At 39.8% G+C, this 18,970-nt stretch carries 17 protein-coding genes and 1 riboswitch; of the genes, 13 read left to right on the top strand and 4 right to left on the bottom strand.

Going from position 1 to position 18,970, the window contains the following annotated elements:
• Positions 1-123: 123 nt before the first annotated feature.
• From KFZ56_RS15200 to KFZ56_RS15185, 4 genes are all read right to left on the bottom strand, one after another.
• Positions 124-2,043 (bottom strand): glucose PTS transporter subunit IIA, encoded by a 1,920-nt coding sequence (locus tag KFZ56_RS15200; RefSeq protein WP_222642819.1) that lies wholly within the window; start codon positions 2,041-2,043, stop codon positions 124-126.
• Complete coding sequence (murQ, locus tag KFZ56_RS15195; protein ID WP_255585369.1) at positions 2,036-2,914, bottom strand: N-acetylmuramic acid 6-phosphate etherase; 879 nt, start codon at positions 2,912-2,914, stop codon at positions 2,036-2,038. Before murQ ends, KFZ56_RS15200 begins: the two co-directional genes overlap by 8 nt.
• Before the next feature lie 10 nt (positions 2,915-2,924).
• Positions 2,925-3,830 (bottom strand): MurR/RpiR family transcriptional regulator, encoded by a 906-nt coding sequence (locus KFZ56_RS15190; RefSeq protein ID WP_309228310.1) that lies wholly within the window; start codon positions 3,828-3,830, stop codon positions 2,925-2,927.
• 276 nt (positions 3,831-4,106) lie between these two features.
• The gene (locus KFZ56_RS15185; RefSeq protein WP_222642817.1) at positions 4,107-5,543 is read right to left on the bottom strand and encodes a carbon starvation CstA family protein; all 1,437 of its coding nucleotides are present in this window, start codon (positions 5,541-5,543) and stop codon (positions 4,107-4,109) included.
• 204 nt (positions 5,544-5,747) lie between these two features.
• Positions 5,748-5,852, top strand: a riboswitch (SAM riboswitch).
• Positions 5,853-5,971: 119 nt separating this feature from the next.
• Between KFZ56_RS15185 and KFZ56_RS15180 the strand changes: the two genes are divergently transcribed.
• The 13 genes from KFZ56_RS15180 to KFZ56_RS15125 all read left to right on the top strand — a co-directional run bounded on the left by KFZ56_RS15180 (position 5,972) and on the right by KFZ56_RS15125 (position 18,914).
• Entirely contained in the window at positions 5,972-7,585 is a 1,614-nt protein-coding gene (locus KFZ56_RS15180) for a sodium:solute symporter family protein (RefSeq protein ID WP_222642816.1), read from the top strand.
• A gap of 211 nt (positions 7,586-7,796) precedes the next feature.
• Positions 7,797-8,318 carry a CueP family metal-binding protein gene (locus KFZ56_RS15175; protein ID WP_222642815.1) on the top strand — a complete coding sequence of 174 codons (522 nt, stop codon included), beginning with the start codon at positions 7,797-7,799 and terminating at the stop codon, positions 8,316-8,318.
• Positions 8,319-8,452: 134 nt separating this feature from the next.
• Complete coding sequence (locus KFZ56_RS15170; protein ID WP_222642814.1) at positions 8,453-8,590, top strand: hypothetical protein; 138 nt, start codon at positions 8,453-8,455, stop codon at positions 8,588-8,590.
• Positions 8,591-8,697: 107 nt separating this feature from the next.
• Entirely contained in the window at positions 8,698-10,620 is a 1,923-nt protein-coding gene (locus KFZ56_RS15165; RefSeq protein ID WP_222642812.1) for a BglG family transcription antiterminator, read from the top strand.
• Positions 10,621-10,670: 50 nt separating this feature from the next.
• Positions 10,671-10,799, top strand: a complete 129-nt coding sequence (locus tag KFZ56_RS19645) for a hypothetical protein (RefSeq protein ID WP_255585165.1) — start codon at positions 10,671-10,673, stop codon at positions 10,797-10,799.
• Between the two features lie 428 nt (positions 10,800-11,227).
• Positions 11,228-12,535 (top strand): 6-phospho-beta-glucosidase, encoded by a 1,308-nt coding sequence (locus KFZ56_RS15160; protein ID WP_222644015.1) that lies wholly within the window; start codon positions 11,228-11,230, stop codon positions 12,533-12,535.
• Positions 12,536-12,554: 19 nt separating this feature from the next.
• Positions 12,555-12,872: a PTS sugar transporter subunit IIB gene (locus KFZ56_RS15155; RefSeq protein WP_222642811.1), complete on the top strand. Its 318-nt coding sequence runs from the start codon at positions 12,555-12,557 to the stop codon at positions 12,870-12,872.
• Between the two features lie 2 nt (positions 12,873-12,874).
• Entirely contained in the window at positions 12,875-14,152 is a 1,278-nt protein-coding gene (celB, locus tag KFZ56_RS15150; protein WP_222642810.1) for a PTS cellobiose transporter subunit IIC, read from the top strand.
• Between the two features lie 14 nt (positions 14,153-14,166).
• Entirely contained in the window at positions 14,167-14,928 is a 762-nt protein-coding gene (locus KFZ56_RS15145) for a ChbG/HpnK family deacetylase (RefSeq protein ID WP_222642809.1), read from the top strand.
• Positions 14,918-15,262, top strand: coding sequence for a PTS lactose/cellobiose transporter subunit IIA (locus tag KFZ56_RS15140; RefSeq protein ID WP_222642808.1), 345 nt, complete (start codon positions 14,918-14,920; stop codon positions 15,260-15,262). The genes KFZ56_RS15145 and KFZ56_RS15140 overlap by 11 nt, the downstream gene beginning before the upstream one ends.
• A 228-nt stretch (positions 15,263-15,490) precedes the next feature.
• Positions 15,491-16,324 (top strand): esterase/lipase family protein, encoded by an 834-nt coding sequence (locus tag KFZ56_RS15135; RefSeq protein ID WP_222642807.1) that lies wholly within the window; start codon positions 15,491-15,493, stop codon positions 16,322-16,324.
• The gene (locus KFZ56_RS15130; protein WP_222642805.1) at positions 16,246-17,103 is read left to right on the top strand and encodes a hypothetical protein; all 858 of its coding nucleotides are present in this window, start codon (positions 16,246-16,248) and stop codon (positions 17,101-17,103) included. Before KFZ56_RS15135 ends, KFZ56_RS15130 begins: the two co-directional genes overlap by 79 nt.
• Positions 17,104-17,387: 284 nt before the next feature.
• Entirely contained in the window at positions 17,388-18,914 is a 1,527-nt protein-coding gene (locus KFZ56_RS15125) for a BCCT family transporter (protein WP_222642804.1), read from the top strand.
• Positions 18,915-18,970 lie beyond the last annotated feature (56 nt).

Here is an 18,970-nt window from a genome sequence, read left to right as displayed (position 1 = left end):
AGATGAACTAGATTTATTTTCATTATAACGATACGAATCAACGTATGCAAAAATAAAATAGAAGGTTTTTGATAGATAAAAAGAGGAAGCAAGAGAACTGTTCCCATGCTTCCTCACGTCGCTTTATTTCACAGACATCAACTTGTTTCCTGCTTCAATCTGCTTTTGGTCTACGATACTGATATTTTCATACGAGTTAGAATTGGTGATAACAATTGGGGTTGTTATGTCATATCCTTTTTCTTTGATAGCATCCATGTCAAACGTACATAAAAGCTGTCCTGTTTCAACTTCTTCGTCTTTTGCAATGTTTCGTTCAAAAACGTTATCTTTTATTTCAACTGTGTCCAAGCCGATATGCAATAAGACTTCCACGCCGCTATCGGAAGTTATTCCGATAGCATGCCCGGTTGGGAAAACGGTTGTCACTTTCCCATTTATAGGTGCGTATAATTTCCCTTCACTTGGGATTATGGCTATTCCTTTTCCAATTGCCTCCGTTGCAAAAACTTCATCGTTTAATTTATTCAATGGTTGTAATTCACCGGATAATGGACTGTTTAGTTGAACTTCTTCTTGCTGTTCATGTTCACTTGGTTTTTCTGTTTTCGCTTGACTTGAACTGTCTCCATAAAGCTTGTGAACCATTTCTTCTTTGTAACCAAACAGATATGTTAGGATAAATCCGCCGGCGTAGGAAATAAGGAGTCCGATAATATACAGTAAATAATTATTATCCGCAATGAGTGGAATCAAGACAGCACCAGAAGGTCCGACAGTGATGGCTCCTACGTTGAACAAGGCCAGGAATGCGCCACCGAATCCAGCTCCCAGACAGGCCGTTAGAAATGGTCTGCCCAGTGGTAAACTAACTCCATAAATAAGCGGCTCGCCTATACCTAAAAATCCAACAGGCAGTACGCTTGCTACGGTATTTTTAAGTCGTTTATTTTTGGCCTTGATATAAATGGCGATCATCGCACCAACTTGACCACCACCTGCCATGGCTAGAATAGGCAGCAATGATGTAGAACCGAACTGATCAATTAGTTCTAAGTGCACAGGAATTAATCCCTGATGCATACCTACTGTTACCAGTGGTAGGAATGTTGCTGCGAGTACGTATCCACCAATGATGCCGCCGGTTTCTAACATGACATCAACCAAGAACCATGTTATACCACTCATGAGTAAACCAGCAATTGGCTGAATAACGACGATCGTTGCAAGGGATCCTACGATGACCGTGATGAGCGGCGTCACAATTAAATCCAAACTATCATGCACACGTTTACGAGTGAATTTTTCAATTTTAGCAAATAAATAAGCGGCTATAATAACGCCAAATAAACCACCTAAACCAGCGCTGACTTCTAAATCCAATCCAAATAAGTTTAAAGCTCCTATATCATCTAAAACAGGTGCATTAACCAGTAGGCCAGCGATACCACCGAGAACCATGGTCCCCCCAAATTCCCGTGCTGTATTGATACCGACAAATATACCAAGGGAGGCAAACAGCAGATTTCCGATTGCTTCAAGCAGCATGAACCAGTCTGATTCGAGAACAGATGGGTCAAGTATGGCTGCATCTGGATTGGCTAGATTCGTAATCAAGTTAGCAATTCCCAACAATAAACCTGAAGCTACCAGACCAGGAACAATGGGAACAAATATATTACCAATATGTCTGAAAAATTGCTGAAAAATGGATGTTTGTTTTGCTTTGTAAGCTGCCTTTGTGTCAGATGCAACGTCAAATTCGCTGTCCTCATTTTCGTCTTCAACGTCAACTTGAATGGATGTACTTTCATGTATTTCGTTTGCTACCTTCGTCACTTTGCCTGGACCTAGCACAACTTGGATTGTTCCCTGGTCAAGGACACTTAAGACGCCTTCTAATTGTTTAATGGCATCCAGATCCACATTATTGCGTGACTTCACATCAATCCGCAGACGCGTTATACAATTGGTGAGATTGGAAATATTTCTTTCCCCACCAAGATGGGTCACAATCGCTTGTGCAAGTTCTTGATTATTCATTATAGCCACCGTCCTTGTTGTTTGCCATTTTAATAGCTTCGCGTACAAATCCACCTGCCTGCTTGAGAGATCGCTTCGCTTTTTCGAAGCTACATTCTAATTTGATCATAATAATTGCTATTTTGGGGTTATGATGAGCGTTTTTCAAAAAGGTTGAAGCTGTATCATAATCAACTTCTGTTGCGAGAGAAATAATATTTTTCGCACGTTCTATGAGTTTTTGGTTTGTTAACTGGACATCAACCATCAGGTTTTCATATACTTTTCCAATTCCAATCATTGAACTTGTTGAAATCATATTGACAACAAGCTTTTGGGCTGTTCCTGCTTTCAATCGGGTTGAACCTGTTAAAATTTCAGGACCAACTTCAACTTCAATTGGAATATCCGCATAACGACTGATTTTGGCATTTTTATTACAGCTAACGGCGACTGTATGAGCGCCGACCGATTTGCTGTAATTCAACCCGCCTATGACATAAGGGGTTCGTCCACTGGCGGCCAGCCCGATCACCGTATCTTTTTCACTGATATTCAGATTTTGTAAGTCGGATTCAGCCAATTCCGAGTCATCCTCAGCCCCCTCAACGGCCTTCATGATGGCATCCTTACCTCCTGCAATAAGGCTTTGAACGATCTCTGGATCAGTGCCAAATGTTGGTGGACATTCTACTGCATCCAACATTCCTAATCGGCCACTCGTGCCAGCCCCGATGTAAATAAGTCTGCCGCCTTTGGTGAAAGCATCAATAACGGCTGATACTGCTTTTTCGATTTGATCTATTTCTTTATTTACTGCATCAGGAACGGTTTTATCTTCTTCATTCATCACATGTAAAATGTCATGTGTACGCATTTCATCTAAATTCATGGTTTTTGCATTACGTTTTTCGGTTGTTGTCTTTGTTGTTTCGGGCACGCTTTGCATCCTCCTCTTGGGATTGTTGTATAATTTCGTATGTTTGGTTCAAATGGGGTAAAGAATGATCGTAATCTTCGTATGCGCATGCTGTATAAAGCATATCGATCACGTTTAATGAGGCGATTCGTGATGACATAGCAGCGCTTCGGAATTCATCTTCCTGGGCGGCAACAAATAATACCGCATCTGCCATACTGCTCAAGTGTGAATCTGCATATTTCGTAATCGCTATCACTTTTGCACCTTTTGATTGTGCAATTTTGACACAATCAATGATTTGACGAGTTTCACCTGAGTACGAAATGGCAACTACTACGTCATCACTATGCAGGTTAACGGCCGATACTTTTTGCATATGAAAATCACTATAAGCTGTACAGGTCTTATTAATGCGCATGAATTTTTGAATGGCATCATACGCGATCAAAAAGCTGGACCCAACACCATAGAAGTCAATTTTCTTTGCTTTCATCAGGTATTCATATGCTGCTGTAAATTGGTCTTTTTGCACTAACTGCAACGAACTATACAGTGATTGAATATTTGTATTGGTAATGACAGCCATAATTTTATCAATAGAGTCGTCGGGTGATAACGTTTCTTGTTCCAGATCGTGTAAATTAATCACTGCCAGATCTCCGGATAACTTTAGCTTCAACTCCTTAAATCCGTTGTAGCCAAGTGTATGGCAATAGCGCATAACAGCAGAAGGGCTGGAATAACTAGCATGTGCAAGCTGACTGACAGTCATTGTGACTGCCTTTTGTGGGTAATGTAAAATATACTCCGCAACAGCTCCTTCTGATGGTTTCACATAATTAAGCGATTCCCTAACTTTATAAAGAATTCCTTCCAGGATAAACACCTCCAACCATTAACGTTAGCGCTTGCAAACTTATCGTATATCTTGCGGTATTAAAAATCAATGTTTTGCTCAAAGATGGTATATAATTTCAGATTTTGATATTTGAAGCGTGGAACATGTACTACCCTGAAAAGGAGTACGAACTCTTAGTGGTTTTAAAAACGCGGAAGACTTTGATTTGTGCTTGCATATTTGCAGACAAATACCTTATCATGGCTTCATAAAAAAAGGTCCTTGTCTGTGACAAGAACCCCTTTACGAAAAGGACTTACCTTCTTATACAACCTCACTATCTGTTTCAATATGATTCGCCTTATTTTGCTTTGCTTTCCAGAAGAACCAAATGCTAAAAGCTATGGTAAGAATAACTCCTCCAATATGCGATACATTCATGGGAAGGTTAAAACCAATTTGTGCATGTAATATATAGACAAGTACCATATCGGTGATAAACAATGCCGGAATAAAGGAAACCCAGTATTTTTTTCCTTTAACAAGCAGGTACATCGTTGCGATCCACAGTGCAAGTGATGCAGTTGTCTGGTTCGCCCAAGAGAAATATCGCCATAATATATCAAAGTCAATTTGCGTCAGTATAATAGAAACGATGAACAAAGGTATAGCAATGGTTAAACGGTTCATTATTTTCTTTTGATTGAAATTGATATAATCTGCAATAACAGAACGCGCTGCACGAAAGGCTGTATCCCCCGAAGTAATAGGAAGAATAATAACACCAAGTACAGCGATTGTGCCACCAATTGCCCCAAGCAGGGTTGTCGCTACCTCATTTACCACAGCAGAAGGAGTACCGGCATTAATCAACGCGTTAAGGTTTTCTCCATGAAAAAGGCTCATGGAAGCAGCAGCCCAAATCATCGCTATAACAGCTTCTGTGATCATCATCCCGTAGAAAATATACCGTCCTTGTGACTCCGTTTGAACAGTGCGAGAAATAATCGGTGACTGTGTTGCATGAAATCCGGACAAGGCACCACAAGTTATGGTTAAAAATAACATGGGAAAGATTGCTAGATTATCCGGGTGCATATTTTCCAGTGTAAGCTCAGGGATGGCTGAACCATAACCGGAAGTAAACATGGTAATTCCAACTCCAAGTGTACCAATTAAGAGAATAGCACCAAGGATTGGGTATATTCTACCGATAATTTTATCAATTGGCAGGACAGTAGATAAAAGGAAATACCCAAATATAAGAGCTAAAATAATCCATAACGCCATCTGGCCATCAAGTAGAACATGAAGGAGAGAGCCGGATGTTGTCGCAAAAACCGTTCCTACTAAAAGAAGTAGTAACAGTGCAAAGGCATTGACCAAATGCTTTGAAAAATTACCTAGAAATTTACCAGCAAGTTCCGGAATATGAGCACCTTTGTTTCGAATGGAAATCATTCCTGTCAAATAGTCATGAACGCCACCTGCAAAAATGGAACCCAGAACGATCCAAATAAAAGCTACCGGACCAAATAACGCACCCATTATTGGGCCAAATATCGGTCCTGTTCCAGCGATATTAAGCAATTGAATCATTGCATTGTTTTGCTTTTTCATTGGAACATAATCAACGCCATCGTGGTTAGCGATTGCAGGTGTTTGACGTGATTGATCTATTCCAAATATTTTTTCTATACATTTCCCGTATGTAAAATACGCAATAATTAATATAATAATAGATATGAAAAAGGTTAACATGTGCTACCTCCTGTTGTTTGAAATAGATATTGAAATCGTTTGCATAATATCATTAATTAACGACAAAAATCAAGTAATTTTCATTAAAAATTATATGCGTTTTCATTGTGTATGAATTCTATGAATGGAAATCAAAAAAATTTAAAAATACAGTTGACTTAATCACCAAAACACTGTAAATTATATACAATTACATAAACGAACTTCTTATCAAGAGAGGTGGAGGGTTATGGCCCTTTGATACCTCGGCAGCGGGCTCTTTGTGAGTACTGTGCCAATTCCATCAGACAGACGTCTGAAAGATAAGGGGAGGAGTACAGACCATTCAAACTCTCTTCTTATTGTGGAAGAGGGTTTTTTCGTTTTGATAGAGGAAACCGTTTCGGTAAAAAACGGCTAAATAATAAGCAAAAAAGGAGAGAAACAATATGACAGAATATGGAGTATGGATTATCGCTCTTGCTATTGGCTATACTTTTTCATTGATAATTGCCGGTCAGTTTGCGAAGCGGCGTTTAACTAAAAAAGATAGCTATTTTGTCGGTAATCGAAATTTCAATAAATGGATTGTGGCATTTTGTATAACTGGATTATTTTCCGGATCCACATATATTTCCATTCTTGAGCTTTCGTATTTAAGCGGGATATCAGCAGTTTGGTATGGAGTAGCAGAAATGGTTCAAATTTTTATTATTGCCTTTTTAATCATTCGTTCATTCCGTAAAAAAATGCTTGTTACTGTCTCTGGCATGATTGGTGATAAATATGGGCGGACTGCAAAGGGAATTTCCGGGGCTATTACCGCCTTTGCGTTTCCAATGTGGTCGGTTGCTACTGCGATTGCATTTGCCTCCGCTATTCATGTATTTACTGGGATTTCGCTGCCTCTATCTGTAGCTTTTACCGCAATGCTGCTTTTTGTTTATCTGCAGGCTGGCGGTATGTGGTCCATTGCCTTTACACAAACGATGAACATCGTATTATTTGGACTAATGATTATTATTGGTATCATTGCCTTTTTCTTAAATCCTGGAATCGATGGCCTGCGTGCACTTGCTATCGAAAGACCAGCCATGTTTAATCTTGGTAGCGCTGGGCTGCAAGTAATCGTTGTGTGGTTTGGAACTTTTCTAGTAAATGTTATTCTTGCTCAAGCCGCTTTCCAGATGGCACTTTCTTCACGAACACCTGAAGAAGGGCAAAGAGGCTTAATCATGGCCGGATTTATGGCAGTTCCATTTATTGTCGGTGGTGTTTTATTCGGGATTTCTGCAAGTGTCATTGTTCCAAATGCCCAAACCGGGCTCATTGCAATTCCCCAGTATTTAATGGAAGTGCTCCCCGCACCGCTTGTTGGTCTGTTTTTCTTAGGTGTGTGGGCGTGTGCACTGGGATGGGGAGGGCCTTGCCAATTTTCCGGAGCGACCAGTCTTGGTCGTGATGTTGGCAGTGCTCTAAAACCAGCTGCTTCGGAAAATCAGCTGATCAAATATACAAAGGTCTCTTTGCTACTTCTTACAGTACTAATGATTGTATTTGGATTAATGCGCACAGAGCAGTCCGCTTGGTGGAATGTACTTGCTTGGACCATTCGAAACAGTGCAACATTCGCCCCGGTCGTAGCAGCATTATTCTGGCCAGTAGCTACGAAACGTGCTGTTGTTACGTCTCTGTTTACAGGTTTTGTAAGTGGACTGTTATGGTATTATCTTGGTGGATGGGACCCCAATGCATTTTACCTGAACATTCATCCCGTTTGGGTTGGCAGCTCGATCAATATTTTAAGTATTACATTAGTGACGCTCATAGACCGAAAAGCAGACTGGTTCATCCAAAAAACAAATCGCTTTGGATATATTGGTCTAATTGGTGGAATCTTAATCACGTTGGTAAATGTGTTTTATTTTACGCCACTCTATCAAAGTGGGTTGTTTGGTTTATTTGGTTTTGCAGCAATTTTATGTTTTTTCATTGCACTAATCCGCTTTCTTCGACCAAGTAATGAACAACAGCAAATAGCATTAAAACATGCCTCAAGTTAATCGTCTATAAAGTCCATTTTCTGTTTGGACAAAGTTTTTTCAATTGATTTTTAAGCTCTGAAACGTCAACTATGAGACTACTTTATTTTAACAAATTTATAACAATACCTATAAAGTTACTATATTGTGTCAGTTATTGGGAGAATATAGATAATAGCATTATCGTTCCGTATAATATAAGACAAGAAATTATATTTGGAGTGTGAATTTCATGAAGAAAAAAAGGACCCTTGTCTTATTTGTATTTTTGGCTTTATTAGCTGCTTGTAGTGCAGAAGAGAATGTACAGGACGAAACGGGCGATATTAAAGAATTAGTCCATTATTATAGTACCGAAGATATTGTTGATGAGGATGCATCCATTACTTCTGAACAACTTATTGTTACAGATAAGGAAGAGAATGAAGAAGCGATTTATGATTTACCGGAAGATGAATTTTTTGTTTCGATTGCTCCCTTTGAAGAACAGACGCATCCCTGTGAAATTCATAGTTTAACAGGCTGTCAGGGAGAAATGGTTCAGGAAGCATTTGATGTTTATATTGAAACTGCGGAAGGGAACGTTGTCATCGATGAGACAATGCAGACCGAAGAGAACGGCTTTATTGACTTGTGGCTGCCTAGGGATGAAACCTATGCCGTTGAAATCAAACATGATGGAAAAGAAGTGACATCGGAAATCAGTACGTATGAGGATGATTTTACTTGTATCACAACGATGCAGTTAATCTAGTTTAAGTTCCTTCTATCTGTAGGTTGCCCAATACGGTTTTAGGTTTTTATTAAGCAAAAATGGGTTATAGCATAACGAGACAGATATAAATCTATTCTGATTTATATTAAAAAATGGAAAGGAGGGAAGAAAGCATGAATAAAGCACTTATCGTTTTTGTTATTGCTGCTATACTAACGATTGTGTTTTTTGTGGGAATAGAATTCATGTATGACGGCCATAGTGAAGCTACAGTAGGTTTGGTGAATGAAATATCTGGGGGCAAAATGTAATAGTCTCGTATTTATGAGTATTCTCTAATCGAGGATGCTCCCTTTTTTAGCTTATCCTATGTTAAAATAGAAACATGGCATACTTCCCCGGAAAAGAGGTATTCAATATGGACTCCCGCTGGCGAGAGATTATAAAACTGCTTAAGCATGCAGATGTCCCTGTAACGAGTTTGAATCTGGCAACAGATCTAAAGGTCAGTTCAAAAACGGTCAGGAATGATATAAAAGGGTTAAACAGTCTGCTCCGGAATTATAATATAACTATTGATGCTTATAAGGGGAAAGGTTATGTCTTAAACATCAAAGATGAAGAGGATTTCCGTTATTTCTTACAACAATATGTAAAAGAAGAAATACGAACAGTCCCCAATGAGCCCGATAAGCGGGTTGATTTTTTAATGGAAAAGATTTTACTGCAGACGGATTATATAAAGATGGAAGATCTAGCTGAGGAATTGTATATTAGCCGATCCACATTGCAAGCAGATTTGAAAATCGTTCGGGCCATACTTGAGGAATATGATCTGTCCATTGAGCATAAACCTAATTATGGCATCAAGGTTATTGGTAAAGAAACGTTGATTCGGTTCTGCATTTCCGAATATATATTTAATCAAAAACCTGTCTTCATGGAGGAATATACCCATTGGCTTAAAATGTTACCGGAAGCAGATTTAGAAATTATCCGAAACAGCATCCTGAAAAACCTAAGGAAGCATCACATTATTATTTCGGATATCAGTTTGCAAAATTTAATTACTCATCTTGCTATTGCATGGAAGCGCATCCAAGAAGATCAATCCATACAAATAGTGCATGAAGAACTTCTTGAGGTAAAGAATGAGAAGGAATATCTGGTGGCAAAAGAAATGATGCAAGAAATAGAGGCAGGTTTGGGCGTTCGCTTTCCTGAAAATGAAGTGGCCTATCTTTCCATTCATTTACAAGGGACAACATTAACAAATTCCGTTAAGGAGAAAGAAAACATGAACGCGGTTGTGCATAATGATATTCAAAATTTAGCTAGGGATATGGTGAAAAGGATTGATGCAAAGTATGCACTTGGCCTTTCCAGTGATGAGGAACTCTTGCGGCATTTAAGTTTGCATTTAAAGCCTGCCATTAATAGATATAGGCATCAAATGAATATACGTAATCCAATGTTGGAAGACATAAAAAGGAAATATCCGCTTTCTTTTGAGGCGGCATTAATTGGTGTGGATATTCTCGATGAACAGTTAGATATCGTTGTTAATGAAGATGAAATTGGCTATTTGGCACTCCATATTGAAGTGGCACAGGAAAGACGGAAGAAAGCTACTTCCCATGTGAAAAGATGTTTGATTGTATGTGCTTCCGGACTGGGCAGTGCACAGTTATTACAATTTAAATTACAAGATAAATTTAAAGAAGACTTGGAGATCATCGGCACGACGGAGCATTATAACTTAACTCATCAATCGTTGAATGGGGTTGATTTCATTATAAGTACCATCCCTATTGAGCTGGATTTGTCGGTGCCTGTGATTTATGTAAATACGATACTTGGAGATAGTGATGTAATGGTCATAGAACGTATGCTAGCTAAGGATAAATCTGTCTTTGCATCGTACATGCGTCAAAAGTATACGTTTTTAAATAAGGAGTTTGAAACCCCTGAGGCTGTTATCCGATTTTTGGGTGACGTTTTAATGCAAGATGGAGTGGTGGAGAGCGACTATATAGATTCTGTATTGGAAAGAGAACATTATGCGCCGACAAGTTTTGGTAATTTACTGGCAATACCACATCCTCTCGAGCCGAAAACGGACACTACTTTTTGGACGATTGTCACCTTAAAGAAGCCAATCCTATGGGGAGATAAACTCGTACAAGTTATCTTTTTACTGAACGTTAATAAAACAAAGAAAGAAGATCTCAAACCAATGTTTCAATCCCTGGGGAAATTGACTGATAACAAGCGTGCTGTTATGCGGTTTTTGGAATGCGAGACCTATGCACAATTAGAAGAGATCATAAAAACGATGTAACAAGCAAGGGAGTGTTCCTTTGCTTTTTTTGATACATAGAGAATTATAAAATGCTGAAGTTTAGTGGCATGAGGGAAATGCAGCTAAGGCTGCGACGTCGCAAATTGGAACGCTTCTCTCCTATAACAAGTGTGGGCATCCATTTGCTTGGTGAAGAACGGGCGGCGATTGCAAGTTGATGGTTGAGAGGAGTGTCCTATCATACATGAATCAGGAAATTTAGTGAAATGATGTACCCGAGGAGTGTCCTATCGTACATGAATCAGGAAATTTAGTGAAATGATGTACCCGAGGAGCGTCCTATCATACATGAATCGGGAATTATAGCAAAACGATGTACCCGAGGAGCGTTCTATCATACATGAATCAGGAAATTTAGTGAAACGATGTACCCGAGGAGCGTCCTATCGTACATGAATCGGGAATTATAGCAAAACGATGTACCCGAGAAGCTTCTTATCGTACATGAATCAGGAAATTAGCCGGAACAATGTTCATTACCAACTTTTTGCCGGTGACAACGGAAAAATATCCACTTAAAATGAAAGGGATTACATACTATGATGAAAGTAGCATAAGCATACAACAAGGAAGGGGTGTGTAAGTGATGGATGGTCTAAAACTAACGGTAATAGGAGGGGGGTCTTCTTATACACCGGAATTAATAGAAGGGATTATTAACAACCAGGATGTGTTACCTATATCAGAGGTTTGGCTGGTAGATGTCGAAGAAGGAAAAGAAAAATTGTCCATTATCGAGGCTTTGTCCAAAAGAATGGTAGAAAAGGCGAAATGTTCTATAAAAATTGTTGCTACCTTTCATAGAAAAGAAGCTATTAAAGATGCGGCTTATGTGATTACCCAAATCAGAGTTGGACAGTTGGCGATGCGACGAAATGATGAGTATATCTCCATCAAACATGGTGTAATCGGACAGGAGACAACTGGTGCGGGTGGTTTCATGAAGGCGTTGCGCACCATTCCAGTAATGTTGGACATTTGTAAGGATATGGAGGAATTGGCACCGGATGCATGGCTGCTAAACTTTACCAATCCAGCGGGTATTATTACGGAGGCCATTTTAAAACACAGCAATGTTAAGGCTATTGGTCTATGCAATAATCCTATCAATTTCTATAAAAAATTTGCCAGTACCTATCATGTGCCGATGAAAGACGTCAGTATCAACTTTGTTGGTATTAATCATCTTATCTGGATAACAAGTTTATATATTAGCGGCGAGTCACGAATGCGTGATATTTTGACCGGCAAATCGGATATCTATGAAGCAAAAAATATTCCTTCGTTTGGTTGGGATCTGGAATTTCTCCAATCCATGAAAGCTATACCATGTGGCTATCATAAATATTACTATCAGACGGATCGGATATTGGAAGAACAGCGTGAGCAACTTCAGAATAATGAAACACGTGCGGATCAGGTACAACAGGTTGAGAAAGATTTGTTTGAAATCTATCAAAATCCTGAGGTACAGGAAAAACCTAAAGCCTTAGAAAAGCGTGGAGGCGCCTATTATTCGGAAGCTGCTATTGATTTGATTAAATCCATTCATTTAAATACAAAGCGTGTTCACACATTAAATGTGCGAAATAACGGGACCATAGCCTGCCTACCAGATGATGTCAGCATTGAAGTCAATTGTGTGGTTGAAAGTCATCAGGTAACGCCGCTTCAGGTCGAAGAGGTTCCACCACAAATTAGAGGCCTTTTGCAGCATGTGAAAGCTTATGAAGAGCTGACGGTAGAAGCAGCTGTGAGCGGAGATGAAGGGATAGCATTACAGGCGTTGACATTACATCCGCTCGTTCCATCTGCAGAGCGGGCAAAAAATATTCTGACTGAAATGCTGCCGGTTAACGAAAAATACTTGCCGCTGTTTTCGGTCCATAAATGATAAAGGGGGATCATTATCTATGAAAATTACATTATTATGCGCATTAGGGATGAGTACAAGTTTGCTAGTAGAACGAATGAAAAAGGTTGCAAACGAAAGAGAGATCAATGTAGAGATTGAGGCTTATTCGGCTGATGATATCGATAAGCATGTAGAAACAGCAAATGTTATTTTACTCGGGCCGCAAATCCGGTATAAGAAAAATGAACTTTTTAAGAAAGCGAAAGCAGCAAACACACCCATTGAAATCATCGATATGAGAGCTTACGGCTCAACAGATGGCGAGAAAGTCTTGGATCAGGCGCTGGATTTAATGAATTATACAAGGGAGGAATAGTCATGAATGGGTTTAATGCTTTCATGGAGCGTTATTTCATGCCGGTTGCAGGGAAATTGGCCGAACAGCGTCACTTAAAGGCAGTACGGGATGGAATTGTTGCAGCAATGCCTTTACTTATTATCGGTAGTATATTTTTAATTATATCATCCCCACCAATTGAGTCATGGGAAACATTTATGGAACCTTATGCTCCTACACTAAATATTCCTGTAGATGCTACTTTTGGGATGTTAGGACTTGTTGCAGTGTTTGCAATTTCTTATAGTCTCGCTAATAGTTATAAAATGGATGGACTTTCAGCGGGGGTGTTAGCTTTAGCAGCTTTCATGGTTGCTACGCCTCTAACTGAAGAAGGTGATATTCCTTTAAATTTAATGGGAGCAGAGGGATTGTTTATTGCGATTGTATTAGCGATTTTCACCGTTGAAGTATACCGTTTTTTTGAAAATAGGAATATTGTCATTCGTATGCCCGAAGGAGTCCCGCCTTCTGTCTGGCGCGCATTTAGCGCACTAATTCCGGGAGCTGTTATTATTTTTATCGTCTGGGGGGTAGATCTACTTTTAACAAGCTCATTTGATTTATCCTTACATGGTATCGTCAGTGCTGTCTTACGTCAACCATTAGAAGCTATGGGAGGTAGCTTTTGGGGCGCGATGATCGCGATTATTCTTGTTCATCTTCTATGGTCGTTTGGTATACATGGAATTTCAATTGTTGCTAGTGTTATGGCTCCAATTTGGTATAGTTTGACAGATCAGAACGTTGCAGCACAGCAAGCTGGGGAAGCATTGCCGCATGTAATCGGTCAACCTTTTATGGCGATTTGGTGGGCTGTCGGTGGTTCCGGCATGGCACTTGCATTAACGATATTGTTTGTGTGGCGAGCACGTTCGAAACATTTAAAAGGATTAGGAAGGGGTTCTATTTGGGCCAGTTTTTTCAATATAAGTGAGCCGGTGATCTTTGGAGCACCAATTGTCATGAACCCATTATTATTCGTTCCATTCATTCTTGCGCCATTGGCAGTTGGGATCATAACCTATTTTTCGATGTCACTTGGTATTGTCGGCAAACCATATGTTATTGTGCCGTGGACAACGCCACCGCCATTTTCAGGTATATTGACAACCGGTGATTGGCGTGGAGGAGTGTTAATGATGGTGAATCTGGTTGTTGCTATGTTTATCTATTATCCATTCTTCCGGTTATATGATAAAAAACTGATGGAGGAAGAGGAAACGAACGAACAAGCTGCTGCTTCCAAGGATGTGTAAGGAGAATGGTATATATGAATAAATCTTCATCAAAACAATTAATTATAAATGCGGATGATTTTGGTTTGACGCCAGGTGCTTCTGCAGGTATTCTTTATGCACATCGACATGGTATTTTAACCAGCACTACAGCAATGGTCAATACGGCATTTTCAAAGCAAAGCTTAACAGAAGCGAAAAGTTATCCAGATCTTGGAATTGGCTTGCATTTTGTTTTGGACGCAGGTCGGCCTATTTTCTCACATAATAGTAGTTTAACGGATCATCGTGGACACTTTTTAAAAGGAAGGTCATTGATTGATGCTGCCAAAACATGGGACATAAAAGATGAACTAAAGGCACAGCTTGAGTTGCTGCATGAATGGTATGGTAATGTAACACACATCGATAGTCATCATCATATGCATCTTCATATCCCGGATGCCCTGGAGGCAGTTATAGAAGTTGCTGAGCGCTATCAGTTACCTGTAAGGACCTTTTCCGAAACAGCGGTAATAGGAAAAGGTCGTACCACAGACTATTTTCATTATGATTTTTATGGAGAGGAAAATGTATCCGTTGCTTATTTATTAGCTATTTTTTCAAATATAAAACCGGGGACAACTGAGGTTATGTGTCATCCTGCTTTCTTAGATGCATGGTTAAGAAGGGTGTCAAGTTATGATTTTACTCGAATGAAAGAGTTAGAGATACTGGTAGACAACAAGGTTCAAGAATGGTTAAATGATCATTCGATACATCTGATCCATTATGGAGGGCTGCATCATGGACATTGAACAATTCTCAATGAATATCATATTACATGCAGGAAGTGCCAAGAATTATTTACATGAAGCATTACAGGATGCCAGAAACACAGCGTTCGATCAAGTGGATTCAAAAATAAAACAAGCTTCAGAGGAGCTATTGGAAGCACATAAATTACAGACAACTTTTATCCAGGAAGATGCGAAAGATAGTTTGGGGAATTTACCGGTATTGCTTGTTCATGCACAGGATCACTTAATGACAGTGATGTCGGAGAAAAGTCTTGTTGAGGAGATGGTTGAAATATATCGCAATCAGCATGTATTAAATGAGAAAGTGAACCGTTTATTGGGAGAGAAATGAGCGGAAAGCAGGGAAGGGCGAATTAATAGCCCTGTTGTTTTGATCGAGCAATGAAGGATGGATGAGAAGTTCTAAAAGGAAAAATGATTGATTATGAAACATCTCCCTCATGTGGAGGTGTTTTTCCTTTTTTGGAACCTCAAAATACGTCATGATAAGCCTGTAATAAGATAAGCAATCCCCTTCATATCTTTAAAGTGAACCTAAATGATTTTTGGAGGAGTAGATATGACGAAAAGTTTTGGACATTTGCTCATTGTTCTCTTTTTGACAATCCTGGTTATTGTAGGGCAATCTGTTCATGCTGTGGCTGAGGAAGTAAAAGAACCATCTTCCCACTTCCCCGAAGAGCCAATTTCTGTTATGGGAAAGGGAAGTAACGGAAATGAAGAGACACCCGGGGAATGGTATGCCGGTGAAACCCCCTCTGATTTAAAGCATGATGCACCTGTCTTGTTATTTGTTCCCGGTTTAAATAATGCGGCGCAAATTTTCTGGGAAGACAATGACATGCCTCAATTGGCTTATGATGCAGGTTATCAAACAGCATTTGTGCAATTGTATGATGCCGGAGGTGCTTCTGCAGATATGTGGGATAATGGTGAATTATTGGCTGATAAGATTGAGGAGATTTCATCTTATTTTGATGGTAAAAAAGTAACAATTATTGGGTATAGTAAGGGAGGAATTGATGCGCAAACAGCGCTTACCTACTACGACGCATCTGAACATGTGGATAATGTGATTACACTTTCAAGTCCGCATCATGGGTCACAACTAGCAGATTTGGCGAACAGTTCTTGGGCTGGCTGGCTCGCAGATCTGATCGGGATGCAGGGAGAAGGGACAACGGCGATGGAAACCGGCTACATGGAAAGCTTTCGTTCAATGATTGATCAGGAGCCGCTTGCTTATGCTAACGATTATTTTACATTGGGCGGAACAGACTGGGGATCCATGTTTTCATCTACCTGGTTTGGGGCATGTATTTATCCAGTTACGGTGATAACGATGGAGTGGTCACTTCGGTCAGTAGCAATATTCCCGGTGGTCACGAATTAGCAGTTGGAGATTGGGATCATATGTCCATTCGAACCGGATTAACATTTCCCGTGTTTGAAGAATATATAACAGGTGATTATGCACGGGAAGGAGCGAATATTTCTGACGAGAACATACCCAAAAATATGCCAGTTGCTAATCAATGGGTTCATGGTGGACCTCTCATAGAGGGAGGCGAAAATAAAATGAATGTGGCAGTGGAAGAAAATGTTGCCAAAGTGAACCTTCATCTATTAACGGCAGATGACCTTTCGCAAATAAAAGTGTTAGATCCTTCTGGGAAAGAAATGAGCGCAAATGTAGAGATAGGGAAAGAAGATGAAGTTTTTTTCTCTGGAGCAATTAGTCATTCACTTACGCTGGATAATCCCCAAATTGGAGAGTGGCAAATAGAGATGGAGGCTGAGGAGGAAAATGCATATCTTTTAGTGGCTGACTATGACATGGAAAAGAAATCGGATGTTGGGATAAGAACGGAAAAGGAGATGGCTGGTTTGCAAAAAAATCAGCAGCTTGCTTACAAATTAAAAGTCAATAATCCCAACGTGCAGGAAGACACGGTAAAAGCGACTTATCATGTAACAGAATCCGACAGTCCAAACAATAGTGAAACCTGGGTTGTTACCGGTGGTACCAACCTTTCTCAAGAACTGACATTTGATAAACAGGACAGAGCATATAATATTACGATTGATATAGATGGATTAACCAAAGATGGGAATCCCTTTAAACGAACGATTGTGGATTCCGTTTATGTAGGAGAATTTCCTCGGAAATAAATAAGGGTGGTAAGGAAGCAGGGGCGAGGCGGTTCTCTTGCTTCCCATTGTGGTTTCATAAAAATATTCCCACACTGCGAATAAATTCCAATTCATTTTAACCATTTATACTTGGGTTGTGCGACCATGCCTGATGATTCATGAGATTCCACGAAAAAGCATAAGCGTTGCCCCTCATGTTTCCTTCATTTCTTAGCTTGACATGACTTTTTAAAAAATGTATCCTCTTTTGTTGCGTGTTAATTTTAAATGCTATTGTAAAAATAGCTGGGAGGAAATCATTTTTGAATAATTTGAGCAAGAATAAACAAACGATTGATAAATCTGTTCTTATTCTAAGTGGCGGGGCATTGATTGCTTTTGTGATTTTCGCAGTGATCAACCAGGAAATGGTTACAAATGCCGTGAATTACTTGTTTGATTGGTCCGTGACCTACTTTGGGACCATTTATCAATTTCTTTTATTGGGAACTTTTTTGATTGCTTTATTTCTGGGGTATTCGAAGTTCGGAAAAATTCGATTAGGTAATTTGGATAAGCCGGAGATGAGCAATTTTAAATGGATATCTATTATTATGTGTACATTGCTGGCGGGAGGAGGCGTATTCTGGGCTGCCGCTGAGCCAGTGAGCCATTTCTTGACGGTTCCACCACATTTTTCCGGTATTGAGGCAGGCTCTGCAGAAGCAGTTCCACCTGCACTTGCTACCAGTTTTGTTGATTGGGGCTTTCTTGCATGGGCGATACTTGGAACTCTTGGAACTTTTGTACTGATGTACGCCCATTATCATCGCGGAGCACCACTTAAGCCAAGAGCACTGCTTTATCCGATTTTCGGTGATAAGATTATGAAAAAAAGTGTACTTGGAACATTGGTAGATGTGTTTTCTATTCTCTCGGTAGCAGCTGGTACCATTGGACCGATCGGGTTCCTCGGTTTGCAGGCTGGCTATGGATTAAATGCTTTGTTTGGGGTTCCAAATAATATCGTAATTCAATGCGTGATTATTATTGTGATTGTCGTATTAGCTGCCATTTCTGCTGCAACTGGCATTCATAAAGGGATACAAATTTTGAGTCGTTATAATGTTATTTTGTCTCTGTTCCTTATTGCGGCTGTTCTTGTACTAGGATCGGCACTCTTTATTTTCGATTCCTATCTGGAGGCTTTTGGATTATATGTGCAGAATTTCATTTCCATGAGTACGTTCACTAGCGATAGCGATTGGCTTGGTGGATGGACCGTTTTCTTCTTTGCTTGGTTCCTTGGTTATGCACCGATGATGGCATTATTTGTAAGTCGTATCTCCCGTGGTCGTACCATTCGGGAAATTGTAACAGCTGTTGCGGTAATTGCTCCTATTATAGCAACGTTCTGGTTTACAATTATCGGAGGAACAGGAATAGAGGGAGAAATGAGTAATCCTGGTTCTGTTTCAGGACCGTTAAACAGTGATGGTGCACCAGCAGCGATGATTGCCATTGCGAATCAGCTTCCTTTTGGAACGATCATAGGTTTTCTATTCTTGATAGCAACCATTATTTTCGTATTAACAACGACAGATTCTATGTCCTTGACCATTTCCATGGCCATTACTGGGAATGGGGATCCATCTAGATTATTGCGTGTGTTCTGGGCATTTCTTATGGGAGTCGTAGCAACTGTTCTTATCATGATCGGGGAATCGAGCATTGATGCACTGCAATCTTTTATTGTAGTAACGGGAGTCCCCGTATCTTTGTTGATGTTAACCACATTTTGGACCGCACCACGCGTAAGCAAGGAGCTTTTCAAAGAACAAAATTTGTAAAGGGAATTTAGGTTTCCCCTTACCCTTTCCAATCAATAGTTAGGAAGTCATGGGAA

It is taken from the genome of Virgibacillus sp. NKC19-3 (assembly GCF_019837165.1).
GTDB lineage: Bacteria > Bacillota > Bacilli > Bacillales > Amphibacillaceae > Virgibacillus_L > Virgibacillus_L saliphilus.
This window is presented reverse-complemented; position numbering and strand designations above follow the sequence as displayed.

Excerpts from the sequence above, each read along its gene's own strand:
- KFZ56_RS15200 (WP_222642819.1), bottom strand. The coding sequence starts at position 2,043 with ATGAATAATCAAGAACTTGCACAAGCGATTGTGACCCATCTTGGTGGG.
- murQ (WP_255585369.1), bottom strand. The coding sequence starts at position 2,914 with ATGAATTTAGATGAAATGCGTACACATGACATTTTACATGTGATGAAT.
- KFZ56_RS15185 (WP_222642817.1), bottom strand. The coding sequence starts at position 5,543 with ATGTTAACCTTTTTCATATCTATTATTATATTAATTATTGCGTATTTT.
- KFZ56_RS15180 (WP_222642816.1), top strand. The coding sequence starts at position 5,972 with ATGACAGAATATGGAGTATGGATTATCGCTCTTGCTATTGGCTATACT.
- KFZ56_RS15175 (WP_222642815.1), top strand. The coding sequence starts at position 7,797 with ATGAAGAAAAAAAGGACCCTTGTCTTATTTGTATTTTTGGCTTTATTA.
- KFZ56_RS15170 (WP_222642814.1), top strand. The coding sequence starts at position 8,453 with ATGAATAAAGCACTTATCGTTTTTGTTATTGCTGCTATACTAACGATT.
- KFZ56_RS15165 (WP_222642812.1), top strand. The coding sequence starts at position 8,698 with ATGGACTCCCGCTGGCGAGAGATTATAAAACTGCTTAAGCATGCAGAT.
- KFZ56_RS19645 (WP_255585165.1), top strand. The coding sequence starts at position 10,671 with ATGCTGAAGTTTAGTGGCATGAGGGAAATGCAGCTAAGGCTGCGACGT.
- KFZ56_RS15160 (WP_222644015.1), top strand. The coding sequence starts at position 11,228 with ATGGATGGTCTAAAACTAACGGTAATAGGAGGGGGGTCTTCTTATACA.
- KFZ56_RS15155 (WP_222642811.1), top strand. The coding sequence starts at position 12,555 with ATGAAAATTACATTATTATGCGCATTAGGGATGAGTACAAGTTTGCTA.
- celB (WP_222642810.1), top strand. The coding sequence starts at position 12,875 with ATGAATGGGTTTAATGCTTTCATGGAGCGTTATTTCATGCCGGTTGCA.
- KFZ56_RS15145 (WP_222642809.1), top strand. The coding sequence starts at position 14,167 with ATGAATAAATCTTCATCAAAACAATTAATTATAAATGCGGATGATTTT.
- KFZ56_RS15140 (WP_222642808.1), top strand. The coding sequence starts at position 14,918 with ATGGACATTGAACAATTCTCAATGAATATCATATTACATGCAGGAAGT.
- KFZ56_RS15135 (WP_222642807.1), top strand. The coding sequence starts at position 15,491 with ATGACGAAAAGTTTTGGACATTTGCTCATTGTTCTCTTTTTGACAATC.
- KFZ56_RS15130 (WP_222642805.1), top strand. The coding sequence starts at position 16,246 with ATGTATTTATCCAGTTACGGTGATAACGATGGAGTGGTCACTTCGGTC.